Source organism: Blastococcus haudaquaticus (assembly GCF_900230285.1).
GTDB lineage: Bacteria > Actinomycetota > Actinomycetes > Mycobacteriales > Geodermatophilaceae > Blastococcus_B > Blastococcus_B haudaquaticus.
The window spans coordinates 1-24,252 of record NZ_OCNK01000004.1 but is presented as its reverse complement, the minus strand read 5'-3'; the positions used below and the strand labels follow the sequence as shown (position 1 = coordinate 24,252).

General features: G+C 75.3%; 25 protein-coding genes, 1 pseudogene and 1 riboswitch. Of the genes and pseudogenes, 7 read left to right on the top strand and 19 right to left on the bottom strand.

Annotated elements, in window-relative coordinates:
- Positions 1-3: 3 nt before the first annotated feature.
- The 3 genes from CRP30_RS16215 to CRP30_RS16205 all read left to right on the top strand — a co-directional run bounded on the left by CRP30_RS16215 (position 4) and on the right by CRP30_RS16205 (position 1,561).
- Positions 4-399, top strand: a complete 396-nt coding sequence (locus CRP30_RS16215) for a hypothetical protein (protein WP_097185061.1) — start codon at positions 4-6, stop codon at positions 397-399.
- 86 nt (positions 400-485) lie between these two features.
- Positions 486-860, top strand: coding sequence for an ArsR/SmtB family transcription factor (locus tag CRP30_RS16210; protein WP_097185060.1), 375 nt, complete (start codon positions 486-488; stop codon positions 858-860).
- A complete protein-coding gene (locus tag CRP30_RS16205; RefSeq protein ID WP_097185059.1) occupies positions 857-1,561 on the top strand; it encodes a cation diffusion facilitator family transporter in 705 nt (234 codons plus the stop codon). The genes CRP30_RS16210 and CRP30_RS16205 overlap by 4 nt, the downstream gene beginning before the upstream one ends.
- A 13-nt stretch (positions 1,562-1,574) precedes the next feature.
- On the opposite strand, the gene CRP30_RS16200 is transcribed toward CRP30_RS16205, so the two are convergent.
- The 13 genes from CRP30_RS16200 to CRP30_RS16140 all read right to left on the bottom strand — a co-directional run bounded on the left by CRP30_RS16200 (position 1,575) and on the right by CRP30_RS16140 (position 15,883).
- Positions 1,575-2,429, bottom strand: coding sequence for a metal ABC transporter substrate-binding protein (locus tag CRP30_RS16200; RefSeq protein WP_097185058.1), 855 nt, complete (start codon positions 2,427-2,429; stop codon positions 1,575-1,577).
- Positions 2,426-3,709, bottom strand: a complete 1,284-nt coding sequence (gene aztD, locus CRP30_RS22540; protein WP_097185057.1) for a zinc metallochaperone AztD — start codon at positions 3,707-3,709, stop codon at positions 2,426-2,428. Before aztD ends, CRP30_RS16200 begins: the two co-directional genes overlap by 4 nt.
- 97 nt (positions 3,710-3,806) lie before the next feature.
- Positions 3,807-5,057: a 3-deoxy-7-phosphoheptulonate synthase gene (locus CRP30_RS16190; protein ID WP_097185056.1), complete on the bottom strand. Its 1,251-nt coding sequence runs from the start codon at positions 5,055-5,057 to the stop codon at positions 3,807-3,809.
- A gap of 41 nt (positions 5,058-5,098) precedes the next feature.
- Positions 5,099-6,217 carry a uroporphyrinogen-III C-methyltransferase gene (gene cobA, locus CRP30_RS16185; RefSeq protein ID WP_097185055.1) on the bottom strand — a complete coding sequence of 373 codons (1,119 nt, stop codon included), beginning with the start codon at positions 6,215-6,217 and terminating at the stop codon, positions 5,099-5,101.
- Positions 6,214-7,581 (bottom strand): Rv2231c family histidinol phosphate aminotransferase CobC, encoded by a 1,368-nt coding sequence (gene cobC / locus CRP30_RS16180; RefSeq protein WP_235003482.1) that lies wholly within the window; start codon positions 7,579-7,581, stop codon positions 6,214-6,216. The genes cobA and cobC overlap by 4 nt, the downstream gene beginning before the upstream one ends.
- Complete coding sequence (locus CRP30_RS16175) at positions 7,578-8,423, bottom strand: energy-coupling factor ABC transporter ATP-binding protein (RefSeq protein ID WP_097185054.1); 846 nt, start codon at positions 8,421-8,423, stop codon at positions 7,578-7,580. The genes cobC and CRP30_RS16175 overlap by 4 nt, the downstream gene beginning before the upstream one ends.
- A complete protein-coding gene (gene cbiQ, locus CRP30_RS16170) occupies positions 8,420-9,157 on the bottom strand; it encodes a cobalt ECF transporter T component CbiQ (protein ID WP_097185053.1) in 738 nt (245 codons plus the stop codon). Before cbiQ ends, CRP30_RS16175 begins: the two co-directional genes overlap by 4 nt.
- Positions 9,154-9,453, bottom strand: coding sequence for an energy-coupling factor ABC transporter substrate-binding protein (locus tag CRP30_RS16165; RefSeq protein ID WP_097185052.1), 300 nt, complete (start codon positions 9,451-9,453; stop codon positions 9,154-9,156). The genes cbiQ and CRP30_RS16165 overlap by 4 nt, the downstream gene beginning before the upstream one ends.
- Positions 9,450-10,142: an energy-coupling factor ABC transporter permease gene (locus tag CRP30_RS16160; RefSeq protein WP_097185051.1), complete on the bottom strand. Its 693-nt coding sequence runs from the start codon at positions 10,140-10,142 to the stop codon at positions 9,450-9,452. Before CRP30_RS16160 ends, CRP30_RS16165 begins: the two co-directional genes overlap by 4 nt.
- Positions 10,129-11,508: a cobyrinic acid a,c-diamide synthase CobB gene (locus tag CRP30_RS16155; RefSeq protein ID WP_097185342.1), complete on the bottom strand. Its 1,380-nt coding sequence runs from the start codon at positions 11,506-11,508 to the stop codon at positions 10,129-10,131. Before CRP30_RS16155 ends, CRP30_RS16160 begins: the two co-directional genes overlap by 14 nt.
- Positions 11,505-12,119 (bottom strand): cob(I)yrinic acid a,c-diamide adenosyltransferase, encoded by a 615-nt coding sequence (gene cobO / locus CRP30_RS16150; protein ID WP_097185050.1) that lies wholly within the window; start codon positions 12,117-12,119, stop codon positions 11,505-11,507. Before cobO ends, CRP30_RS16155 begins: the two co-directional genes overlap by 4 nt.
- Positions 12,119-14,152, bottom strand: coding sequence for a putative cobaltochelatase (locus CRP30_RS16145; protein WP_097185049.1), 2,034 nt, complete (start codon positions 14,150-14,152; stop codon positions 12,119-12,121). The genes cobO and CRP30_RS16145 overlap by 1 nt, the downstream gene beginning before the upstream one ends.
- Positions 14,153-14,223: 71 nt before the next feature.
- Positions 14,224-14,319: riboswitch (adenosylcobalamin (AdoCbl) riboswitch) on the bottom strand.
- Positions 14,320-14,371: 52 nt separating this feature from the next.
- Positions 14,372-15,883, bottom strand: a complete 1,512-nt coding sequence (locus CRP30_RS16140; RefSeq protein WP_235003481.1) for a cobyric acid synthase — start codon at positions 15,881-15,883, stop codon at positions 14,372-14,374.
- Positions 15,884-15,934: 51 nt separating this feature from the next.
- Here CRP30_RS16140 and cbiE point away from each other — a divergent pair, with 51 nt between their 5' ends.
- Both cbiE and cobM read left to right on the top strand, forming a co-directional pair.
- Positions 15,935-17,155 (top strand): precorrin-6y C5,15-methyltransferase (decarboxylating) subunit CbiE, encoded by a 1,221-nt coding sequence (gene cbiE / locus CRP30_RS16135; protein WP_097185048.1) that lies wholly within the window; start codon positions 15,935-15,937, stop codon positions 17,153-17,155.
- The gene (gene cobM / locus CRP30_RS16130; protein ID WP_097185047.1) at positions 17,152-17,892 is read left to right on the top strand and encodes a precorrin-4 C(11)-methyltransferase; all 741 of its coding nucleotides are present in this window, start codon (positions 17,152-17,154) and stop codon (positions 17,890-17,892) included. The genes cbiE and cobM overlap by 4 nt, the downstream gene beginning before the upstream one ends.
- A gap of 62 nt (positions 17,893-17,954) precedes the next feature.
- Here cobM and CRP30_RS16125 read toward each other — a convergent pair whose 3' ends face one another.
- On the bottom strand, positions 17,955-19,037 hold the full coding sequence (locus CRP30_RS16125) for a cobalt-precorrin-5B (C(1))-methyltransferase (RefSeq protein ID WP_097185046.1): 1,083 nt from the start codon (positions 19,035-19,037) through the stop codon (positions 17,955-17,957).
- 20 nt (positions 19,038-19,057) lie between these two features.
- On the opposite strand from CRP30_RS16125, the gene CRP30_RS16120 reads away from it, so the two are divergent.
- Positions 19,058-19,798, top strand: coding sequence for a cobalt-precorrin-6A reductase (locus tag CRP30_RS16120; protein ID WP_235003480.1), 741 nt, complete (start codon positions 19,058-19,060; stop codon positions 19,796-19,798).
- A 24-nt stretch (positions 19,799-19,822) separates the two neighbouring features.
- On the opposite strand, the gene CRP30_RS16115 is transcribed toward CRP30_RS16120, so the two are convergent.
- A complete protein-coding gene (locus tag CRP30_RS16115; RefSeq protein ID WP_097185044.1) occupies positions 19,823-20,203 on the bottom strand; it encodes a MerR family transcriptional regulator in 381 nt (126 codons plus the stop codon).
- 57 nt (positions 20,204-20,260) lie between these two features.
- On the opposite strand from CRP30_RS16115, the gene CRP30_RS16110 reads away from it, so the two are divergent.
- Entirely contained in the window at positions 20,261-21,172 is a 912-nt protein-coding gene (locus CRP30_RS16110; protein ID WP_097185043.1) for an NAD(P)-dependent oxidoreductase, read from the top strand.
- On the opposite strand, the gene CRP30_RS16105 is transcribed toward CRP30_RS16110, so the two are convergent.
- From CRP30_RS16105 to CRP30_RS23370, 4 genes and pseudogenes are all read right to left on the bottom strand, one after another.
- Positions 21,147-22,664, bottom strand: a complete 1,518-nt coding sequence (locus CRP30_RS16105) for a precorrin-2 C(20)-methyltransferase (RefSeq protein ID WP_097185042.1) — start codon at positions 22,662-22,664, stop codon at positions 21,147-21,149. The genes CRP30_RS16110 and CRP30_RS16105 overlap by 26 nt on opposite strands.
- Positions 22,661-23,281: a precorrin-8X methylmutase gene (locus tag CRP30_RS16100; RefSeq protein WP_097185041.1), complete on the bottom strand. Its 621-nt coding sequence runs from the start codon at positions 23,279-23,281 to the stop codon at positions 22,661-22,663. The genes CRP30_RS16105 and CRP30_RS16100 overlap by 4 nt, the downstream gene beginning before the upstream one ends.
- Positions 23,282-23,378: 97 nt before the next feature.
- On the bottom strand, positions 23,379-23,672 hold the full coding sequence (locus CRP30_RS23375) for an HNH endonuclease signature motif containing protein (protein ID WP_369406767.1): 294 nt from the start codon (positions 23,670-23,672) through the stop codon (positions 23,379-23,381).
- A pseudogene (locus tag CRP30_RS23370) lies at positions 23,673-24,228 on the bottom strand (DUF222 domain-containing protein); the annotation flags it as partial.
- Between the last annotated feature and the right edge of the window lie 24 nt (positions 24,229-24,252).

Sequence of the window (24,252 nt, the reverse complement as noted above, 5' to 3'; positions counted from 1 at the left end):
GTCGTGCACCTGTTCCGGCGGGTCGCCGAACAACTCGACTGCTTCCACGCCCAGGCGGCCGTGAGTCGGGATCACTGCGGCACCGGCCTGGCCAGCGACACCCGAACGGTTCTGCCGACGAACCTGGGGAACGTCCACGGGTGGCGCGGGTTGCCCGACCACCCGGTGTGGCTGACGTGGTTCGGCGAGCCCTACGCGTCACTGGTCGCGCCGCACGTCGGGACGCTGCCCCTCCTGCGTACGGCTGAGCACCCGAACGACGCCCACCCGCTGCCCGTGCCGTCGGAACTGCAGTTGTCGGGCTTTCGCAACGTCGACGGGGAACCTGAAGGCACGCCGGCGCGGCTCGTGCCGCTAGCTTTGCCCGCCTACAGGCCGCCTCCTGCCCGTGACTGGTGAGTGACCGGCGTCAGTGACCGGAGACAGTCACAGGCCGTTCGGAGCACGTCCGCCGCACCCCCCAGAAGGACCGCTATCATCGCCCGATGACGATGACAGCGTCCGACGTCGTGGTTCGTCGAGCACCTGGAGGTGAGCTCTCCGCGTTGTCCGCAGCCGGCTGCATGTTCCGCAGTCTCGGGGATCCCGCCCGGCTCGCGATCCTGCGCCACCTGGCCGCAGGAGAGCACAAGGTGGTCGACCTGACCGCACACCTCGGCCTCGCGCAGTCGACGGTGTCGGCCCATCTCGCCTGCCTCCGCGACTGCGGCCTGGTCGCGTCCCGGCCGCAGGGGCGCGCGTCGCTGTGGTCGCTGACCACGGCGCCCGAACTGCTCGATCTCCTGGCCACCGCGGAGCGCCTGCTGGCCGTGACCGGCGACGCCGTCGCCCTGTGCCCGGTCTACGGCGAGCAGGCGTGACGACCGTCGTGCGCGACGCCGACCAGCGCGCGCGGCTGGGCCGCCGGGCGCAGCTGCTCGCCGGGGCGTCGGTCACCTACAACGTCGTCGAGGCGGTCATCGCCGTGAGCGCCGGTCTCGCGGCAGGGTCCGTCGCGCTCGTCGGGTTCGGGCTGGACTCGGTGGTCGAGGTGTCCAGCGGACTGATCATCCTGTGGCAGTTCCGCCACCGGCTGCCGGAGAGCCGCGAACGTCAGGCGCTCCGCCTCATGGCCGTTGCCTTCTTCGCCCTGGCGGCCTTCGTCGCGGTCGAGTCGGCCCGGGCGCTGTTCTCGGGCAGCGAGCCGGACGCCTCGCCGGTCGGCATCGGCCTGGCGGTGGCGTCCCTGGTCGTCATGCCGTTCCTGTCGTGGGCCCAGCGCCGCACCGGCCGGGCACTCGGCTCCGGCGCGGTGGTCGCCGACGGCACGCAGACACTGCTCTGCACGTACCTGTCCGCGGTCCTGCTCGTCGGGCTCGTCCTCAACGCGACGCTCGGCTGGGGATGGGCCGACCCGGTCGCCGGCCTCGTCATCGCCGTGGTCGCCGCACGGGAGGGTGTCGCGGCGTGGCGTGGCGAGTCCTGCTGCGCGCCCGTCCCGGGCGCGGCGGAGGACGGGTGCGGCTGCGCCGGGTCCTGCTGTGCCGCCACGGCGCGGGAGCAGTCGACTCCCGCGCCGTGACGCCCGCGAGCGCTCAGCCGCAGGTGAGGCCCCGGCGGAGAGCCGTCAGGTTCGCCGCCATCAGCTCCGGATAGGTCTCGTCCGCCGTCACGCGCTCGATCGGGTGCAGCACGTCGGTGGCCAGCCCGAGGTCGGCGGCCAGGACCTCGGCCACGGACGACCCCGCCGCCGCCTCGAAGAAGATCGTCCGCGCGCCGGTCTCCTGGACCGCCTCGGCGGCGTCGCGCAGCCGGCTGGGCGGTGGCTCGACGTGCGGGTCGAGCCCGGCCACGCCCACCTGTCGCAGGCCGTAGCGCTCGGTCAGGTAACCGAACGCCTCGTGCGCCGCGACGAGGGTGGCTCCGCGGCAGGGGGCCAGCGTGTCGGCGTACTCCCGGTCCAGCTCCTGCAGCGACCGGGTGAGGCGCTCACCCCGCGCGGCGTAGTCCGCCGCGTGCTCGGGGTCGACCTCCGCGAGCTCGTCGGCGACCTGCTCGCCCAGAGCGGCCAGTCGGAGCGGGTCGAGCCAGAAGTGCGGGTCCGCACCCCGGTCGGCCACCGATGCGGCGTCGACCAGGTGGTCCGGCCGCTCCTGGGCCAGCGCCTGGTCGACCGCGGGCTGCATGCCGCCCGACAGGTGGACCACCAGGTCGGCCTCCCCGAGCGCCGCGACGTCGCGGGGTGCCGGTTCCAGGCCGTGCGTGTCGCCGCCCGGCGGCGTCAGGTTCGCGACGGTCACCTGCGCACCGCCGACCTCCTCCACGACGTACTGCAGCGGGTAGGACGAGACGAGCACCTCCAGCCGCTCGTCGCCGTCGGACGCCGTCCCGCCGCAACCGGCGACGGCGGCCAGGAGCAGCCCGGCCACGGCGGCGCGCGACCGGCTCACTCGTCGTGCTCGTCGTCGTGGTCGTGGTCGGCGTGCTCGTCGGCGTCACCCGAGACCCCGGACAGCTCGTTCGGGACCACGTCGAGCTGGGTGGACTTCCAGATCTCGCCGGTCGCGACGTCGACGGCGTGCAGCATCTGGGCGGCCGGCTCGGTCACGTACGCGATGCCGTCGACCACGACGACGTTCGGGTGCGGGTCCTGCCAGTCGTCGGACTCCTCCCACGGGGCGGTGACCGGGATGGAGCGGGTCACGGTGCCGGAGACGGGGTCGATCACCTGCAGAGCGCCGTCGTAGGTGAGGACCAGGCCCTCGCCGTCCGCCCCCCGCGCGAAGGAGCGGTACCAGTACGGCGCGGGGAGATCGACCAGGCGCAGCTGCGCGGTCGTGGTGTCGATGAGGGCGACCGTGCTGGACCTGTCCTCCGCGCTGCGTTCGTAGTCACCGAGCACGATCGGCGAGTCCTCGGTGCCGAACTGGTTGCCGATGCGGCCGTAGGCGTCCGGGCTGGCGATCTTGGTCAGTTCGCCGCCGGCGTACAGCACGGCGCCGTTCTCGCAGCCGATGACGATCGCCTCGTCCGCGGCCACGGTCTCGCCGTGCACGGCGGGGCAGTCGTCGGTGGCGGCGATCTCCTCGCCGTCGGCGTCCAGGATGCGGACGCCGGTGCGCTCGTCCTCGGTGCCCTCGGAGACGAGCATCCTGCCGTCCTCGAGCTCGACGGCGACGCCGTGGTGCGCCTCGGGGGTGGAGAACTGGAGCATCTCGCGGTCCGGGTCGGCGAGGTCCGCGCTGTCGAAGGCGGTGACCTCTCCGGTGCCGTCGTCGAACAGCACCGTCCGGCCGGCGTGCGCGACCACGTGTCCCGGCTTCTCGGCGTCGAACATGACGTCGGTCAGCTCGGGCTCGACGGTGTAGTAGTGCGCGTGGTCGCCGTGCGGCTCGCCCCACGCCCCGCCGTCGAGCAACTGGAACCCGCCCTGCGTCGACACCAGGAAGTGCCGGTCGTCGCCGGCGGGGTTCAGCCGGTTGAAGCCCTCCAGCGACTCGTCCGCGAGCACCTCGAGCGTCGTGGCGTCCAGGACCTGGATGCCGCCGTCGTAGGTGAGGGCGAGCCGGGGGGAGGCGGCGCCGACCTCGGTGGGTTCGGCGGACGCGGGGGACGAGGACGAGGACGCGGCCTGGTCGCCGTCGTCGGAGGCGCAGGCGGCGACGAGGAGGATCGGCAGCGCCGCGGCGACCGCGGCGGTTCGGCGGGAGAGGGACGGGAGGGGACGCACGGGTTGCTCCTGACGTGGCGGGTAGAGACCGTGTCAGGTTAGCGCGAGTGAGAATCGTTCCCAACTAGGGGGGCCGGCGGCTCCACCGGCAGTCGGCTCAGACGCCGGCGCCACCCGCGCGCTGCCGGACCCGGGAGGCGGCTGCCAGCTCCTCGAGGAGGGCCTCCGTGGTGGCCGGGTCGACGCAGGCGTCGGTGACGCTCGTGCCGTACGCCAGCGCCTCGGGATGCTCCTGGTCGAGGTCCTGCCGTCCCGCGACCAGATTGCTCTCCACCATCACGCCTCGGATCGCGGCCTCACCGCCCGCGATCTGCCCGGCCAGGTCGTGCACGACGTCGATCTGGCGGAGGTGGTTCTTCTGGCTGTTGCCGTGCGAGGCGTCGACGACGAGCACCTCCGGCAGCCCGCGCGCCCGGAGCCGCTCCCGGGTGTGCGCGATGTGGGCGGCGGAGTAGTTGGGGCCGTCCTTGTCCCCGCGCAGGATCACGTGGCCGGTGTCGTTGCCCGTCGTCGACAGCTGGGCGGAGATCCCGTGCCGGTCCACCCCGAGGAACTCGTGCGGTGCCCGGGCGGCGATGACGGCCGAGATCGCGGCGTCGATGCTCCCCTCCGGGGAGTTCTTGAACCCGACGACGGCGGAGAACCCCGACACCCGCTCCCGCGCCGTCTGGTCGGTGACGTTGCGCGCGCCGACACCGTTGTAGGTCACCAGACCGTTCACGTACTGCGGCGTGAGGGCGTTCAGCGGCTCGGCGGCGACCGGCACCCCGAGCGCCGTGATCCGGCACATGAGCATCCGGGTGGCGACCAGACCGACGCTGATGCGGTTGGACCCGTCGAGGTAGGGGTCGTAGGCGAACCCCTTCCAGTCCACCTCCGTCCGCGGCTTCTCCGTGTAGGTGCGCATCACGATCTCGAGGTCGTCCGCGTGCCGGGCGCGCATCCGCTGCAGGAACTCGGCGTACTCCAGCGTCGCGACCGGGTCGTGGATGGAGCACGGGCCGGCGACGACGGCGAGCCGCCCGTCCCGGCCGCCGATGATGTCGGTCATCGCCCGCCGCCCGGCCCGGGTGGTCGCGGCCGACGCCTCCGTGAGCGGCACGACGGAGGCCACCGCCTCCGGGGTGACGACGATGCTCATGCCGGCGATCCGGGCGTTCATCAGGCCGGCCAGGTCGACGGTCTCGGTGTCCTCCAGGCCGAGCTGCGCGCGGACGCCGGGCAGCAGCTCGGCGTGCATCGCGTCGATCTGCCGGTTCACCTGCCGCTGCACCTCGAGCAGCTGGTCGGCGATGCGGGCCGCGACGTCGAGGATCCGCGTCGCCGGGGTGTCCTCGTGCTGGGCCATCGATGCACTCCTCCGATCGGCGCGGCAGGGGACCGCCGCGCTCAGCGGGAGTTTCCCACCGCCGCCTCGGCCACCCGTGGGCCGGCCGCCGGCGACGGCGTCCCGGCGAGGTCCACGACGTCGCCGACGACCCAGACGGCGGGTGGCCGGACGGCCTCGTGGGCCATGGTCGCGCCGAGCCCGGCGAGCGTCGTGCGCAGCACCCGCTGGGTCGGGCTCGCCCCGTCCACGACCACGGCGACGGGCGTCGCCGGCGCCCGGCCGTGCTCCACCAGGGCCTCGGCGATCCGGGCGGCGGTGTCCACGCCCATGAGGACGACGACGGTGCCCCGGAGCCTGCCGAGCGCTGCCCAGTCGACCAGGGACGACGGATCGCCCGGCGGCACGTGGCCGGAGACCACCACGAACTCGTGGGTCAGCCCGCGGTGGGTGACCGGCACGCCCGCCAGGGCGGGGACGGCGACGGCGCTGGTCACGCCGGGGACGACCTCGACGGGGACGCCGGCCGCGGTGCACGCCTCGAGCTCCTCCATGCCGCGGCCGAAGACGAACGGGTCGCCGCCCTTGAGCCGGACGACGCGTCGCCCCGCCCGCGCGTGCGCCACCAGCAGCTCGTTGATCCGCTCCTGCGCCATGGCCCGGCCGCGCGGGAGCTTGGACGCGTCCACGACCTCCACGTGCGGCGCCAGCGACGAGAGCAGGCCCTGCGGCGCGAGGTGGTCGACGACGACGACGTCGGCCTCGTCGAGGGCCCGCTGCCCCCGCACGGTGATCAGCCCTGGGTCGCCCGGACCGCCCCCGACGAGCACGACGCCTCCGGACGACGGCAGGTCCGGCGCCGGTCGCGTCTCGTCCCAGGTGTAGTGGATCCGCGCCGCCTCGGCGTCGCGGGCCACGACCGCGTCGACGGCGGGATCGCCGGTCGCCGCGACGGCGAACCAGGCGCCGTCGAGATCGCCCGTCGCGTACCGGCGCGGCCGCCGGTCCACGCGCCCAGCGGCGACCAGCGACTCGAGCGCCGGTGTGAGCGCGGGCGCGACCAGCGTGACCCGGGCGCCGGCCGCGACGAGCCCGGCCACGTGCCGATGTGCGGCTCCGCTGCCACCGACGACCACCACGCGCCGGCCGGAGAGCTGCAGCTCCGCGGGGTACGGCGTCATCGCCCCGCCTCCAGCACCTCGGCGAGCGCCCGCGCGAAGGCCCGGGACGTCTCCGGATCCCGGACGGCGACGCGCAGGTGATCGGGGGAGAGGCCGGGAAAGGTGTCGCCGCGCCGCACGGCCCAGCCGCGGCCGCGCAGCGCCGCCCGCACCCGCTGGCCGTCGGGCACCCGGAGCAGCACGAAGGACGACGCCGGGCTGCCCTCGACGGACACCCCCGCGGGCAGTGCGTCGAGCAGCGCGGCGCGGTGCCCGGCGAGTGCCCGGGCGGCGGCCCCGGCCTCCGCGCGGGCGTCCGGGGCGCTGCAGGCCGCGAGTGCCGCCAGCGCCGGGCTGGACACCGGCCAGTGCGGCTGCTCGGCGGCCAGCGCGGTGACCAGGTCGGCAGCGCCGAGCGCGTAGCCGACGCGCAGCCCGGCCAGCGCCCAGGTCTTGGTCAGGCTGCGGACCACCAGCAGCCCCGGGAGGTCCGTGCGGGCGGCCAGTGACTCCGGCTCCCCGGGCACGGTGTCGGCGAACGCCTCGTCCACGACGACGACGCGGCCGGGTCGCGTCAGCCGGGCCAGGTCGGCGGCCGGGTGCAGCACCGACGTCGGGTTGGTCGGGTTGCCGATCACGACGAGGTCCGCGTCGTCGGGCACCGCGGCGGGGTCCAGCCGGTAGCCCTCCTGGGCGCGCAGCTGCAGCCGGGTCACCGGGTGCCCGGCCCGGCGCAGTGCCAGCTCCGGCTCGGTGAAGGACGGGTGGACCACCACGGCACGGCGCGGCGCGAGGGCGCGGGCGAGCAGGACGAAGACCTCGGCCGCCCCGGCGGCGAGCAGCACCTCGTCCGGGGAGCGTCCGTGCGCCGCCGCGACAGCGGCCCGGGCGGGCGCCGGATCGGGATAGGCGGCGCTGTCGTCGACGGCCCGGTGGAGCACGCGGCGCAGCCACTCCGGCGGACCGCCCGCGCGCACGTTCACCGCCAGGTCGACCAGTCCGGGCGCCAGTTCGGCGTCCCCGTGGTGGCGCAGGTCGACGTCCCGCGCCACCGCGACGGTGACCCGGCCGTGCACCGTCTTGCCGACGACGAGGTCGCCCCCGCCGAGCAGCGCCGCCGCCTCCGCGACCGAGGGCGTCCCGACGAGCGAGGCGACCCGAGCCGACGGAGCCGGGACCGCGATCGTGGCCAGCTCGGCGGCGGGATGGCCGGTCAGCGCCCAGCCCCGCTCGACCGCGGCCGCCCGCGCCCCCGGCTCGGCGGCGCGGGCATCCAGGGTGGCCAGCCGGACGCCCGCGGCCCCGGGCGGCAGCACGGCGTCCACGGCGGCGAGCACCTCCTCGGCCGTCACTCCGGGGACGGCGCCGAAGCCGACGGTGATCACGACAGCACCCCCGGGTGCTCGGGCAGGGCGGCGAGCAGTCCGGCGGCGTCGCGGGGGAGCGACGGCCCGGTCAGCAGGCCGAGGTCGCGCAGCCGGGCGCCGACGGTGAGCGTCCAGGGCCGTTCGAGCCGGGCGCGGACGAGCAGGCCGTCGTCGCCGAGCACGTCCTGCGGCTCGCCCTGCACCACGGCGCGGTCGACGACGACGGCGACCTCGTCGGCCCAGCGCAGCGCGAGGTCCACGTCATGGGTGCTCATCACCACGGTGGAGTCGTGCTCCTGGAGGCGGGCGAGCGCGGCGAGGGTCTCCGCGACCGCGGAGGGGTCGAGGCCGGCGGTCGGCTCGTCGAGCAGCAGGACGCAGGGCCGCATCGCCACCGCGCCGGCGATCGCCACCCGCTTCCGCTCGCCGAACGACAGCTGGTGGGTGGGTCGCGCGGCCAGCGAGTCGACGGCCAGGAGGGCCAGGGCCTCGGCGACCCGCGCGCGGACGTCGTCCTCCGGCAGTCCCAGGTTGAGCGGGCCGAACGACACGTCCTGCGCGACCGAGGCGCTGAACAGCTGGTCGTCGGGATCCTGGAGCACCAGCTGCACCTCCTGCCGGTGCGCCCGCAGCCCGCGCCGCGAGTGCTCCAGCGGCACGCCGTCCAGGGCGACGGTGCCTGCGGCCGGCCGCAGGGCACCGGACAGGCACCGCAGCAGGGTGGTCTTGCCGGACCCGTTGGCCCCGAGCACGGCGAGCCGGCGGCCGGCGGGGACGGTCAGCGACGCGCCGTCCAGCACCGGCCGGCCGCGCTCGTACCCGGCGACGAGCGCCTCCGCGGTCAGGTGGCGGTGGCTCATGGGACGAGCACGCTCGCCGCGACGATCCCGGCGAGGCCGGTCACCGAGGTGGCGAGGAAGGCCCGCGACGACGGCAGCACCTCGGGCAGGACCCGCAGGCCGGTCTCCATCCCGCGCCCGGCCAGCCCCTCCTGCATCCGCCGGGCGCGGTCCCACGAGCGGGTGAGCACCGCGGCGGCCAGCACGCCGGTGGAGCGGTAGGAACGGCGCAGCGACGAGTGACCCATCCGCGCGGTCTGCGCCTCCCGGATCGTGCGGAGGCTCTGCAGCAGCACGAACAGCAGCCGGTAGACGACCGAGGCGACCTCCACGACCGCCGCCGGCACCCGCAGCCGCCGCAGCGCCGGGAGCAGGTCCGACATCGGCGTCGTGGTGGCCAGCAGCAGCACCGCCGCGCCCCCGGCGACGGAGTGCCCGAGGAGCGACGCCGCGCGGCTCGCCGCGTCAGGCGCCCAGCCGAGCCCGTCGCCGGACACGGAGACCACGGCGGTCAGGGCACCGACGGTGACGAACGCCAGCGGCAGCCGGACCGCGCGCCCGAAGGTGCGGGCGGGGACCCGCGCCGGGCCGAGCGCCAGGCCGACCGCGACCAGACCGACGAGGACGCTGCCGGGCCACGCCGGCAGCACGAGGGCGCAGCCGACGAGACCGCCGCAGAGCAGCAGCTTGTCGCCGGGGGAGCGGCGCCGCCAGGCGCTGCTCCACGCGGCGTCGTCGACGGCCAGCCCGGTCACGGCGCCGCGGTCCCCGCGTCCTGCGCCAGCCGTCGGCCGCGCAGCCGGCCCAGGACGTAGCCCAGCGCGCCGCCGCCGATCGCGGCCTGCAGCGCGAACAGTCCCGACTCGACCTCGCCGGCCGGGCTGAACAGCGAGTCGAACCAGGGCGTGTAGCCGTCCGCCTCGAGTTCCTGGGTGACCGTGGCGTCGGTGCCGCCGTACTCCGAGGTCCCGCCGTCGAGCAGCAGCGGAACGGCGAACAGCGCGACCACGGCGAGGACGATCAGGGCGTCGACCAGCGAGCGGCGGTTCACGCGGCACCTCCGGCAGCCGGGACCGGAGCGGGGGACAGCAGTCCGAGCCGTTCCAGCTCGGGACGGGCGTTGACCGTCAGGACCCGGAAGAGCAGGACGCCGAGCAGCCCCTCGCCGATCGCGAGCGGGATCTGGGTGAGCGCGAAGACGCCGAGGAACTTCGCCGCCGCGCCGGCCAGGCCGGTGGTGGCGTCGGGGAAGGCCAGCGCCAGCTGCAGCGACGTCGTGACGTAGGTGGCCAGGTCGGCGAGCACCATGCCGGCGAAGACCCCGGGCAACAGCCCGCCGCCGAGCCACCGGGTGAGCCGGTAGGTGCCGTACCCCACCCAGGGCCCGACGACGGCGAACGCGAACGCGTTCGCACCGAGCGTGGTGAGCCCGCCGTGGGCGAGCAGCAGCGCCTGGAAGAGCAGGACCACCGTGCCGAGCAGCGCCATGACCGGTGGCCGGAACAGGATCGCGCCGGCGCCGGTGCCGGTCGGGTGGCTGGAGCTGCCGGTGACCGACGGCAGCTTGATCGCGCTCAGCACGAACGTGAACGCACCGGCGGCGCCCAGCAGCAGCGTCGACTCCGGGTTCTCCCGCACCTCCTTCACGACGGCCCGGGCGCCGTGCACCACGAACGGCGCGGCGGCGACGGTCCAGCCGACCGCGTGCCCGGCCGGGAGGAACCCCTCAGCGATGTGCATGGTGCCGTCCTTCGGTCAGCCGTGCGGCGGCGGCGACGAACCGGGAGGCGAGCCCCGGGGATCCGGCCCAGTTCAGGTGCAGGTAGGAGGCGTGCACGCCGCCGGAGACGAAGCCCTCGGGGCCGGACGGCGACCACTCCCAGGCAGGGGTGCCGCCGGCGCCCGGCTCGGCGCGGGTGCGGTGGAACTCGTGCCCGCGCACGGCCGTGCCGGCTGCCGCCAGGACGGAGTCGGATGCGGCGACCGCCGCCCGGTAGCCCAGCGTCAGGCGCTCGGACATCGCCGTCCGGACGTCGAGGACGCCGCACATCGGCAGTCCGTCGAGTTCGCGCGCGAGGTAGAGCAGGCCGGCGCACTCCGCGGCGACCGGGCCGCCCCGGCCGGCGAGCGCGGCGACGTCGGCGCGCAGCGACTCGTTCGCCGACAGCTCGGCGGCGTACACCTCGGGGAAGCCGCCGCCGACGACGAGGCCCGCGGTGCCGTCGGGCAGCGCCTCGTCCCGCAGCGGGTCGACCGTCACCACGTCCGCGCCGGCGGCCGCCAGCAGCTCGGCGTTCTCCGCGTAGCCGAACGTGAACGCGGGTCCGCCGGCCACGGCGATCCGGGGTCGGCCGGGTACCTTCTGCACCTCGGCAGCGGGGTCCCAGGGAGTGGCGTCCAGCGCGGGGGCGGTCCGGGCGAGCGCGAGCACGGCGTCGAGGTCCACCCCCTCGGCGACGACGGCGCCGAGTCGCTCGACGGTCGCCAGCGCCTCGGCCGAGCGCTCCGCCGCGGGCACGAGGCCCAGGTGCCGCGAGGGCGTGTGCAGCTGGTCGAGCCGGCGGATCGCGCCGAGGACGGGCATCCGCGTGCCGGCCAGCGCCTGCCGGAGGATCTCCTCGTGCCGGTCGCTGCCGACCCGGTTGAGGATCACCCCGCCGATCCGCACCGCCGGGTCGAACGTCGTGAAGCCGTACACCAGGGCCGCGACCGAACGCGCCTGCGAGGACGCGTCCACGACCAGCACGACCGGAGCGCGGAGCAGCGCCGCCACGTGGGCGGTGGAGGCGTAACCCGGCGGGACCGAGGGGTGCGCGGCGCCGTCGAACAGCCCCATGACCCCCTCGACCACGGCGACGTCGGCGGACCGCGCCCCGTGCAGGAACAGCGGGGCCACCCGGTCCTCGCCGACCAGCCACGGATCGAGGTTGCGGCCCGGGCGGCCGGCGGCCAGCCCGTGGTACCCGGGGTCGATGTAGTCGGGCCCGACCTTGTGCGGCGAGACGGCGAGGCCACGCGCGGTCAGTGCGGCGATCAGCCCGGTGGTGATCGACGTCTTGCCGGCGTTGCTCGACGGCGCGGCGAGGACGAGCCGCGGCAGGGTCACCACTCGATCCCCCGCTGGCCCTTCTGGCCGGCGTCCATCGGATGCTTGACCTTGGTCATCTCGACGACGAGGTCGGCGGCCTCGACCAGCGCCGGGTGGGCGTCGCGCCCGGTGATGACGACGTGCTGGTTGCCGGGACGGTCGCGCAGGGTGCGCACCACCTCGTCGACGTCGACCCAGCCCCACTTCATGGGGTAGGTGAACTCGTCGAGGACGTAGAAGCGGTGCGCCTCGGCGGCGAGGTCGCGCCGGATCTGCGCCCAGCCCTCGGCGGCGTCGGCGGCGTGGTCGGTCTCCTCGCCGTGCTTGCGCGACCAGCTCCAGCCGCTGCCCATCTTGTGCCAGACCACCGGGCCGCCCTCGCCGGTCTGCTCGTGCAGCCGGCCCAGCGCGGTGAGGGCGTTCTCCTCGCCGACCTTCCACTTCGCGCTCTTGACGAACTGGTAGACCGCGATCGACCAGCCCTGGTTCCACGCCCGCATGGCCATGCCGAACGCGGCGGTCGACTTGCCCTTCATCTCGCCGGTGTGGACGGCGAGCAGCGGTCGGTTGCGGCGCTGGCGGGTGGTGAGGCCGTCGGCGGGAACGGCGGCGACCTGTCCCTGGGGCATCAGGCTGCCTGGCGGACGGAACGCACGGTGGCCGCCAGCGAGTCCGCGGCCAGTTCCTCCAGGCGCAGCGTCTGCGCGCCGAGGTGGACGCCGAGCGTGGCGGCCAGGCCGAGCCGCACCGGTCCGGACTCGCAGTCGACGACGACGCTCGCCGTGCCCGCCATCGCCAGCCGGGCGGCCGCGGCGTGCGAGTCGGCGACGTGCGTGCCGCCGCGCGGGCCGGTCGCCCGGCCGTCGGTGACGACGACGAGCAGCGGGCGGCGCTGCGGGTCACGCACCCGCTCGACGCGCAGCACCTCGGCCGCCCGGAACAGGCCGGCGGCCAGGGGCGTCCGGCCGCCGGTCGGCAGGTCCGTCAGGCGGGCCGCGGCGGCCTCCACCGACCACGTCGGCGGGAGCGCGAGGTCGGCGCCGGCACCCCGGAAGGTGACCAGCCCGACCTTGTCGCGGCGCTGGTAGGCGTCCAGGAGGAGGGACAGGACGGCGCCCTTGACCGCGCCCATGCGCGCCCGGGAGCCCATCGACCCGCTGGCGTCGACGACGAACAGGACGAGGTTGCCCTCGTGTCCCTCGACGGTGGCCTGGCGGAGGTCCTCCCGCGCGAGCCGCAGCCCCAGGCCGGTGCGCCCGCGGGCCACCTGGTGCGGAGCGGCCGCGAGCACCGTGTCGGGCAGGTGCAGCCGGGTGACCGTGCCCGAGGGGCGGGTGGAGCCGACGACCCGGCCACGCTCGCTGCGCGCCCGCGAGCGCCGGCCCGCGGCACCGGCACCGATGCCCGGCACCTCGAGCCGGCGGGTACGGAACGGATCGGTCGGTGCGACCGCGGCGCGCTCGGGTGCCGGCGCCTGCGCGGCCTCGGTCGAGCCGCCGCCTTCCCCGCGGGGCGCCGTCGTCGGCGGCTCGGAGGAGGGGCCGACATCGCCATTTCGGCTCTCAGGGGTGCCCCCGCCGTCGGGAGTGCCCCCGCCGTCGGGAGTGCCACCGCCGTCGGGGCCGCTGCCGTCGTCGTCCGGACCCTCGTCGTCCGGGCGCGCGTCGGTGAGTGCCTGCTCGAGCGTCTCGTCGTCCAGGCCGGGGGCGTCGAACGGGTTGCGCCGGCGGCGGTGGGGGAGGGCGAGGCGGGCGGCGACCCGGACGTCTTCTTCCGTGACCTCGTCGCGTCCGCACCAGGCGGCGTGGGCGAGGGCCGCGCGGGCGGTGACCAGGTCGGCGCGCAGCCCGTCGACGTCGAAGGCGGCGCAGATCGCGGTCACCTGGCGCAGCGCGGCGTCGGAGAGGACGACGTGCGGCAGGCGTGCGCGGGCCGCGGCGATCCGGTCCGACAGCGCCGACTCCTCGGCGGCCCAGGAGGCGGCGAAGCCGGCGGGGTCGGCGTCGAAGGCGAAGCGGCGGCGGACCACCTCGGCGCGCAGGTCCGGGTCGCGGGGTGCGGTCACCTCCACGGTGAGGCCGAAGCGGTCCAGCAGCTGAGGCCGGAGCTCGCCCTCCTCGGGGTTCATCGTCCCGACCAGCAGGAAGCGGGCCGCGTGCCGGACGGACACGCCCTCCCGCTCGACGTAGGCGGTGCCCATGGCCGCGGCGTCCAGGAGGAGGTCGACCAGGTGGTCGTGCAGCAGGTTGACCTCGTCGACGTAGAGCACGCCGCGGTGCGCGGCCGCGAGCAGGCCGGGCTCGAACGCCTTCACGCCCTCGGTGAGCGCCCGCTCCAGGTCGAGCGCGCCGACGACGCGGTCCTCCGAGGCGCCGACCGGCAGCTCCACCAGCCGCGCCGGACGGGTGAGCCCCGGGGCGCCGGGATCGTGCGGGCCGTTGGGGCAGGCCGGGTCAGGAGCGTGCGGATCGCAGGCGAACCGGCAGCCCGCGACGACGTCGACCGGGGGCAGGACGGCGGCGAGCGCGCGCACCGCCGTCGACTTGGCGGTGCCCTTCTCGCCGCGCACCAGCACACCGCCGACGGCGGGGGAGACGGCGTTGAGCACCAGGGCCAGCCGCATGTCGTCCATGCCGACGACGGCGCCGAAGGGGAAGTTCACGAGTCGCTGACCGGGCAGCCGCGCATGGCGCAGTCCTCTCCCCGGGTGTCCACGCCCGGAGGTGGCAGGTGCGCGACGGCGGGAGTTCCTGACTCACCGGCTCAGAGCCGGCTCACAGTGGCGGGACCGCGCCGGAATCTCACCGGGCTTCCTCCACTGCCGTCGCGTGTGGCGTCGCTATGCAACCACAGCGGGGAGTCGCTCCGACAGCCGCCCGGATCAGCGCGCGGCGGACCCCGGGGGCAGGAGCGGCAGGCCGGCCGGGGCGCCGGAGTCGATCAGCCGCCACAGCGCGTCGGTGTCGGCATGGTCGGCGATCAGGTCGCCGAGGCGGTCCAGCCGCGCCTCCCGGACGGCGGCGAAGTCGGTGTCCGGGGCGACGACGAAGCGCCGCCCGGCGATGGCCGCGACCTCGCCGAGGAAGGCCCGGCGGAACCCGTCGTTCTCCAGCGCGCCGTGCCAGGTGGTGCCGAAGACGGAGCCGGATCGGGCGCCGTCGAGGAACGCCTCGGCGGCGTCGTCGACCGTGACCACGCCGTGGTGGATCTCGTAGCCGTGCACCGGCTGCCCGAGCGCGGTGCCGACCGGTCGGCCGAGGGTCTTCTCCGGGGCGAACCGCACCGTCGTCGGCAGCAGATCCAGCCCCGCGACCGTGCCGGCGCGGGACTCGACGTCGTCGCTGATGGTGCGCGCCAGCATCTGGTGGCCCCCGCAGATGCCGAGCAGCGGCCGTCCCGCGGCGGCGTGGCGGGCGGCCGCGTCGGCCAGCCCGGTCTCCCGCAGCCAGCCGAGGTCGGCGACGGTGGAACGGGTGCCCGGCAGCACGACCAGGTCGGCGTCGGCGAGCTCCTCGGGCCGGGTCGCGTACCGGACGAGGACGCCGGGCTCCGCGGCCAGCGCGTCGAGGTCGGTGAAGTTCGACAGGCGGGGGAGCCGGGCCACCGACACCCGCAGCACCTCCTCGCCGCGCGGACTCCCGCCGGAGGACGCCGCGGGGACGTTCAGCGAGTCCTCGACGTCGAGCTCGAGGCCGCCCTGCCACGGCAGGACGCCGAGCGTCGGCCGGCCGGTCAGCCGCTCGAGCTCCGCCAGCCCCGGTTCGAGCAGCCGGACGTCGCCGCGGAACTTGTTCACCAGGAAGCCGGCGACGAGCCGCTGGTCGGCCGGCGGCATCAGCGCCACCGTGCCGTAGAGGGCGGGGAACACGCCGCCGCGGTCGATGTCGCCGACCACGACCACGGGCAGGTCGGCCGCCGTCGCGAGGCCCATGTTGGCGATGTCGTCGGCGCGGAGGTTGATCTCGGTGGGGGAGCCGGCGCCCTCGCAGACGACGACGTCGAACCGCGACCGCAGGTCCGCGAGGGACGCGAGCACCTGCTCCAGCAGCGCGGCCTTCATCGGCCGGTAGGACAGCGCGGTGACGTCGGCGACCGGCCGGCCGAGGACGACGACCTGGCTGGAGTTGTCGCCGCCGGGCTTGAGCAGCACCGGGTTCATGGCCGCCTCGGGCTCGACGCGGGCGGCGGCGGCCTGCATGACCTGCGCGCGGCCGATCTCCGCGCCGTCGACGGTGACCATCGAGTTGTTGCTCATGTTCTGCGCCTTGAACGGCGCGACCGAGACGCCCTGACGCGCCAGCCAGCGGCAGATCCCGGCGGTGACGACGGACTTGCCGGCGTCCGACGTCGTCCCCGCGACGAGGATCGCCCGGCCCATTCCGCTGGTGGTCACGGCGTCCATGATGCCGAGGGCCCTCGGCGGGCCTGCCTAGGATCGGCCGTCATGCATCCCGCCAGCCCGTCGCAGGTCGTCGTCGTGGGCATCGGCGCCGACGGGTGGGACGGGCTGCCGACATCGTCGCGGGCGGCGATCGAGCGGGCCGAGGTGCTCCTCGGCAGCGCCCGCCAGCTCGCCCTCGTCGCGGATTCCGTCCGGGCCGAGCGGGTGCCGTGGCCGTCGCCGCTGAGCGAGGCGCTGCCCGGGCTCGTCGACCGGCATTCCGACCGCGCGATCGTCGTGCTGGCCAGCGGAGACCCGATGCTGTCGGGGATCGGGACCACCCTGACCCGCCTGCTGGGCCACGATCGGGTGCGGGTGCTGCCGGCGCCGTCGTCGGTCTCGCTGGCGTGCGCGCGGATGGGCTGGCCGGTCGAGGAGACCCCCGTCGTCACCCTCGTCGGGCGGCCGGTCGAGCTGCTGCACCCGCACGTCCAGCCGGGTCGCCGGCTGCTCGTCCTGGGGTCGGACAGCGCCGCGCCCGCCGCGATCGCGGCCCTGCTGACCGAGCGCGGGTTCGGGGACAGCACCCTCGCCGTCCTCGGCGACCTCGGCGGTCCGGACGAGACGGTGCGCTCCGGAACCGCGGCGGGCTGGTCGGGGCCGGGGCCCGCCCTCGCCGTCACCGCCGTCGAGTGCCGCGCCGACCAGGGCACCGTGCCCCTGCCGACCACGCCCGGGCTGCCGGACGGCGCCTACGAGTCCGACGGCCAGCTGACCAAGGCCGACGTCCGCGCCGTCACGCTGGCCCGGCTGGTGCCGGTGCCGGGGCAGCTGCTGTGGGACGTCGGGGCGGGCGCGGGCTCCGTCGGCATCGAGTGGATGCGGGTGGACCCGGCGTCGCGGGCCGTGGCCGTCGAGTCCTCGCCGGAGCGGGCGGCTCGGATCAGCCGCAACGCCGCCCGGCTCGGCGTCCCGGCGCTGCGGGTGGTGACCGGCAGGGCACCCGAGGCGCTGGCCGGTCTGCCCCGCCCGGACGCGGTCTTCATCGGCGGCGGGCTCACCGTGCCCGGGGTGCCGGAGGCCTGCTGGGAGGCGCTCCCGTCGGGGGGCCGGCTGGTGGCGAACGCGGTGACCGTGCAGAGCGAGACGGTCCTGGCCGCGTGGTCGGCAGGTGTGGGAGGTGACCTGGTGCGCATCGGCGTGCAGCACGCGGAGCCGGTCGGTCGGTTCACCGGCTGGAGGCCGGCCATGCCGGTGACGATCTGGTCGGTGGTCAAGCCGTGACGGTGCACTTCATCGGTGCCGGACCGGGTGCCGCGGACCTGGTCACCGTCCGGGCGGCACGGATCATCGCGAGCGCGCCGGTCTGCCTGTATGCCGGTGCGCTCGTGCCGCGCGAGCTGCTCGACACCGCCCCGGCCGGCGCCCGGCTGGTCGACACGGCGAACCTCGACCTCGACGCCATCACGGCCGAGCTGCTGGCCGCGCACGAGGCCGGCCTCGACGTCGCCCGGCTGCACTCCGGCGACCCGTCGGTGTACAGCGCGATGGCGGAGCAGATGCGCCGGCTCGACGCGATCGGCATCCCCTACGACGTCGTCCCCGGGGTGCCGGCGTTCGCGGCCGCCGCTGCGTCGCTGAAGCGGGAGCTGACGGTTCCCGGCGTGGGCCAGACGGTGATCCTGACCCGCACCTCGGCGCGGTCGACGCCCATGCCGCCGGGGGAGGACCTGGCCACGCTCGGCGCCTCGCGGGCGACGCTGGTGCTCCATCTCGCGGTGCAGCGGATCGCCGAGCTCGTGCCGGAGCTCGTCCCGCACTACGGCGCGGACTGCCCGGTCGCCGTGGTGGCGCGCGCCAGCCGGGACGACGAGCTGGTCCTGCGTGGGACGCTCGCCGACATCGCGGCGCAGGTCGAGGAGGCCGGGGTGAAGCGGACGGCGGTGGTGATCGTCGGCGCGGTGCTGACCGCGGGGCAGTTCCCCGACAGCCACCTCTACTCGACCAGTCGCCGTCGGTGACGGCCGCGCTGCAGGGGCCCGACGCGAGCCTGCGAGCGGTGGGGGGCAGCGGGGTCCTTTCGCTAGCTCCGGCCGACGATCGTGCCCCCGCGGTCGATGACCACGACGTCGACCTCGACGGGGGCGCCGCGGAGCACGCCGAGCGCGGTGTCCCGGGCGCCGGCCGCGACGAGGTCGCCGAGGGGGAGACCGGCCGCCTGGCACTGCTGCAGCGCATCGAGGGCGGTGTTGGCGGCGCGTACGCCCTCGACCAGCTCCGGGGAGCCGCCCGCGGTGTCCACCCTCGCCGCGAGCGAGTCCGTCGACACCTGCGAGCGCCCGGAGTGCAGGTCGAGGTGACCGTCGGCGAGCTTGGCCAGCTTGCCGATCCCACCGGCCACGGTCAGCCGGGGGACCGGGTGCCGGCGCAGGTACTTGAGCACGGCGCCGGCGAAATCGCCCATGTCCAGCAGCGCGTCCTCGGGCAGGCCGTACAGCTCGCCGACCACGCGTTCGCTGGTGCTGCCGGTGCACCCGGCCACGTGCTGGTGGCCGGCCGCCCGGGCGACGTCGATGCCGCGGCGGATCGAGTCGATCCACGACGAGCACGAGTACGGGACGACCACCCCGGTGGTGCCCAGGATGGAGAGCCCGCCGACGATCCCCAGCCGCGGGTTCCACGTCTTCCGGGCCAGCTCCTCGCCGTTCTCCACCGCGATCTCGACGACGACGTCACCGCTCCCGCCGTGGCTCGCGGCGACCGTCGCGACGTGCTCGCGGATGAACCGGCGCGGCATCGGGTTGATTGCCGGCTCGCCGACGGGCAGGGGCAGACCGGGCTTGGTCACGGTGCCGACGCCGGTCCCCGCGCGGAACGTGACACCGGTGCCGGGCTCGCCATGCGTCGCGCGCGCCGAGACGAGGGCGCCGTGCGTGACGTCGGGGTCGTCACCGGCGTCCTTGACGATGCCGACCGTGGCCGCGCCGTCCTCCAGCAGTTCCTTCGCCAGCGCGAACGACGGGTGCTTGTCGCCCGGGAGGTCGATGGTCACGGGGTCGGGGAACTCGCCGGTGAGGAGGGCGGTGTAGGCGGCGGTGGCCGCGGCGGTCGCGCAGGCGCCTGTCGTCCAGCCGTAACGCAGCCCGGTGGCGCCGTCCCTGCTCACGTGGTCAGCATGCCTGGGCGGTGCGGGTGACCGGCCGGGTGCTCGTCCTCGGGGGGACCGGCGAGGCGCGGCGGTTGGCGACGGCGCTGGTGGCCGACGGCGTCGACGTCGTCAGCTCGCTGGCCGGCCGGGTGGCCGATCCGCTGCTGCCGCCGGGCGAGGTGCGCGTCGGCGGCTTCGGGGGAGCCGTCGGCCTGGCAGCGTGGTTGGCGGCGAACCCGGTCGCGGCGGTGGTGGACGCGACGCACCCCTTCGCGTCCACGATGACGGCGTCCGCGGCGTCGGCCTCCGCGGTCACGGGCGTCCCGCTGCTCCGGCTGCAGCGGCCGGGGTGGACGGAGCAGCCGGGCGACGACTGGCGCTGGGTGGACTCGCTCGAGGAGGCCGCGGTGGCGGTCGCCGGGTTCGGGCACGTGTTCGTCACCACCGGCCGGATGGGTCTGGGTGCCTTCGCCGGGCTGACCCAGGAGGTGCTGGTCCGGTCGGTCGACCCGCCGGAGCCGCCGCTCCCCGCGCGCACCACCGTCATCCTCGAGCGTGGGCCGTTCAGCCTCGCCGACGAGCTCGCGCTGCTGCGGGAGCACGGTGTGGACGTCGTGGTCACCAAGGACTCCGGCGGGCACATGACGGAGGCCAAGCTCACTGCTGCCCGCGAGCTCGGGGTGCCGGTCGTGCTGGTCCGGCGGCTGCCCGTACCACCCAGGGTGCCGGTCGTGGCCACTGTCGAGGAGGCCGTTGCGTGGTTGTCCGCGCTCCCGTGAGGCGGTACCACGCGACCGTCCGGGTCAGTCGCAGGTGCTCGGCGCCATCCCCGCCGGGGCCCTGGCGATGATCCCGTCCAGCTCCGAGCGCGCGGCTTCGAGCCCGTGGATCGCGTCGGTGAGCCGGTCGCGCTCGCGCTGCAGTTCGTCGAGCACCTCTGCGCAGTCGGGTACCACCAGCCGGTCGCCGTCCGTGGCCAGGCACGGCAGCACCTCGGCGATGGTCGCGGTCGGCAGGCCCGCGGCGAGCAATGTGCGGATGTGCTGCACGGTGCGGACGTCGCCTTCGGCGTACTCGCGGTAGCCGGACGCCCGGCGCATCGGCGTCAGGAGGCGCTGCTCCTCGTAGTAGCGCAGCAGGCGCTGGTTCACACCGGTCCGGCGCTGGAGTTCTCCGATGCGCACGTCATCCCGCCCCCAGGCTTGACTCTGACATCGATGTCAGACTCTAGCGTTCTCACCATGACGATCGACAGCACGAAGACATCGGTGACGGTGGTGGGGCTGGGTGCGATGGGAGCGGCGCTGGCGAGCGCGTTCCTGGAGGCCGGGCACCCCACCACCGTCTGGAACCGGACCCCTGCCCGCGCCGAGCCACTGATGGCGGCGGGTGCGCTCCGCGCCGGCAGCGTCGCCGCGGCGGTCGAGGACGGTGGCGTCACGATGCTGTGCGTGCGCGACCACGCCGCCGTGCGCGAGCTGCTCGATCCGCTGGCCGATCGGCTGGCGGGAAAGGCAGTGGTGAACCTGACCTCGTCCACCCCGGAGGACGCCCGCTCCACGGCCGAATGGGCCGCCCGGCACGGGGTGCGCTACCTCGACGGCGCGATCATGGTGCCCGTCCCGCTGATCGGCGGTCCGGACGCGCAGGTGCTCTACAGCGGGTCGGCCGAGGTGTTCGAGGAGCACCGTGGAACGTTGCTCGCGCTGGGCGGGGAGGCGGAGTTCCTGGGCGCCGAACCGGGGCTGGCCTCCCTCTACGACCTCGGCATGCTCGACGTCTTCTTCGCGGGAATGGCGTCGTTCCTGCATGCCGCCGCCGTGATGACCGCCGACGGGGTGACTGCCCGGACCTTCCTGCCCTACGCCAACCGGGTCATGGCGATCCTGCCGGCGACGCTCGAAGGGCTGGCTCGCGACGTGGACCAGGGGCGTTACCCGGGCGACGAGGACACCCTGGACATGAACGACGCGGCGCTCGAGCACATCGTCGTCACCAGCCGGGCGAGGGGCGTCGACCCCGGGCTGCCGGCTCTCGTCCGGGCGCTGACCCGCGGAGCCATCGCCGATGGGCGGGGTGGCGAGGGCTTCTCCGCGGTGGTGGAACAGCTTCGCTCCCCGGGCGCGGCTACCCCGGGTAGGTCCTCGGCGTGAAGACGGCCCCGCCGCGGCCGACGCGGGTCTGCGAGGACCCGATGATGAGCAGGCAGCGCATGTCGACGGTCTCCGGGTCGAGGTCGCCCAGGGTCGTGATCGTGAGCTGCTCCTCGGGGCCGCCGACGTCCCGGCCGACCACCACCACGGTGTCGGTCGACCGCGTCTCCAGGAGCACCTTCTGGGCTTCGCCGAGCTGGTGCGGGCGGTGCTTCGAGCGCGGGTTGTAGAGGGCGATGACGAGGTCCGCCGCGGCGGCGTGCCGGAGCCGGTCGACGACGACCTCCCACGGCTTGAGGACGTCGGACAGCGACATGACGCAGAAGTCGTGGCCGAGCGGGGCGCCGACCTTCGACGCGACCGCCTGGGCGGCGGTCAGCCCCGGGACCACGCGGACCGGCACGTCGGCGAACTCCGGCCGGCCCGCCACCTCGAGCACGGCCGCGGCCATGGCGAAGACACCGGGGTCGCCGCTGGAGACGACCGCGACCCGGCGGCCCGAGCGCGCCAGCTCGAGGGCGTGCGCGGCGCGCTCGGCCTCGACCCGGTTGTCGCTGGGGTGGCGCTCCTGTCGCGGGTTGACGGCGACGCGGTCCAGGTAGGGGCCGTACCCGATGAGGTCGTCCGCGGCGTCGAGCGCGGCCGCGGCCTCCGGGGTGGTCCAGCTGCGCGAGCCGGGGCCGAGCCCGACGACGACGACCTCGCCGTGGCTCCCCGCGTCGCCCTCGGGCGGGGCGGGGTCGTTCCCGGGTCCGGTGAGCGCGCTGGGCAGCAGGGCGAGGGAGAAGTACGGGACGGTGGCCGGGTCGACGTCGGCCAGGGGCATCGTGCGCTGCCGGTCGGTGGTGGCGCGCTCGACGTACAGCGCGCGGTCGAGGACGCCGGCGCGGTCGAAGGCCTCCCGCACGTCGGGGAAGGTGCGGCCGAGCTTCATCACGGCGGCGGAGTCGGTGGTGGCGAGCCACTCGGCGAGCTCGTCGGCGCCGAGCGTGCCGGGCAGCACGGTGAGCACCTCGTCGCGCTCGACCAGCGGGCGGCCGACCGCCGCCGCGGCGCCGCTCACGCTGGTGACCCCGGGGACGACCTCGGTCGGGTACCGGTGGGCAAGGCGCTTGTGCATGTGCATGTAGGAGCCGTAGAAGAACGGGTCGCCCTCGGCCAGGACGACGACGTCGCGGCCGGCGTCCAGGTGCGCGGCGAGCCGGGCAGCGGCGGACTCGTAGAACTCGTCGATGGCGCCCTGGTAGCCGCCGGGGTGGTCGGTGCTCTCGGTGGTGACCGGGTAGACGAGCAGCTCCTCGATCTGCCCCTCGCGCAGGTACGGCGCGGCGAGCCCTCGGGCCACCGACCGCCCGTGCCGGGCGGCGTGGAAGGCGACGACGTCGGCCGCGCCGATCAGTCGCGCGGCCTTGACCGTGACCAGCTCGGGATCGCCCGGGCCCAGCCCGACGCCGTACAGGCGACCCGTGCTCAACGCCTGCCCTTCGCTCATTCGACGTCGCTCCCGATCGCGTTCACCGCTGCGGCGGTCATCGCGCTGCCACCGCGGCGGCCGCGCACGACGAGGAAGTCGAGGTCGCTGGCGGCGAGCGCGTCCTTCGACTCGGCCGCACCGATGAAGCCGACCGGGATGCCGAGGACAGCGGCGGGGCGTGGGCCACCGGCCGCGACCAGCTCGAGCAGGTGGAACAGGGCGGTGGGGGCGTTGCCGATGGCGACGACCGCCCCGTCGAGCCGGTCGCCCCACAGCTCCAGCGCGGCAGCGGTGCGCGTGGTGCCGAGGTCGGCGGCCAGGCCCGGCGTGCGCGGGTCGTTCAGCGTGCAGACGACGTCGTTGTCCTTCGGCAGGCGCCGGCGGGTCACACCGGAGGCGACCATCTGGGCGTCGCAGAACACCGGTGCTCCGGCGTTCAGGGCCTCCCGCGCGCGCTCGACGACGGCGGGGGACCAGGCGATGTCCCGCACCAGGTCGACCTGGCCGCACGCGTGGATCATCCGGACCGCGACCCGGGCGACGTCCTCGGGCAGTCCGTCGAGGTCGGCCTCGGCGCGGATGGTGGCGAACGACTGCCGGTAGATCTCGGCGCCGTCCTTCTCGTACTCGTACATGCGGTGCGCGGGTTCCCGTCGGCTCGATGGCGGCGCGGGGCAGCGCCGTGCGGGGCGAGGCTACGTCGCCGGCCCGCGGGCACCCTGAGCGACCGCGTCACACGAGCAGTGGTCGGCCGATCACGATCTCGGTGTCGTCGGGGCGGAAGGTGCGCCATCGGCCGTCGGGTCCTCGCTGGACCCGGAATCCGTGATGGACCTTCGTATGGTGCCGCTCGCACAACAGCGCTGAGTTCTCCAGCGACGTCTCCCCGCCGAAGATCCAGTGGATCAGGTGGTGCACGTCGCACCAGTACTTCGGGGCTCCGCAGCCGGCGAAGACGCACGCCTCGTCCCGCAGTTCGACGGCCTTGCGCAGGTGCGGTGGCACGACCCGGTGGGTGCGGCCCATGTTCAGCGGCTTGCCGTGCTCGTCGATCCGGACCGGGGTAACGCTGCCGTCGCAGGCCAGCATCCGCGCCGTCGCGGCGGAGATCAGGCTGCCGAAACCGGTACTCACCGTCGCCGCGCCGTTCGCCCGGGCGAACAGGTCGGCGTCCCGGGTGGTGACGACGACGTGCGGCTTCACCGTCCGCAGCAGCGGCAGCTTCCCCGCCGCCAGCTGGCTATCGGCCAACTGCACCAGCGCGTCGGCGTTCTGCTGGGCGCGGGTCCGCCGATCCCCCTGGGGGCCGGTCGGCCTGCACCACCGACTCGATCGCGGTCGTCAGCTTCTCCCCGCCGACCGCGTCGAGCTGGCCGCGGATCACCACCGTGCCGTCGGCGAGCGTCGACAGGGTCAGCGACCGGTCCTCGGTCGGGTCCGGCTCGGGCCCGTCGGGGTCGAGGCGGGACAGGTAGTGGTGCACCACCCGGGCCAGCTGCTCGATCCGGCGTTCGGCGGCGACGGTGCTGAACGTGCGGTCGACCTCGGCCAGGTCGACGCCCTGCTCCAGCGCCGCCGCCATCCGCTCCGGCCGCACCACCGGCGC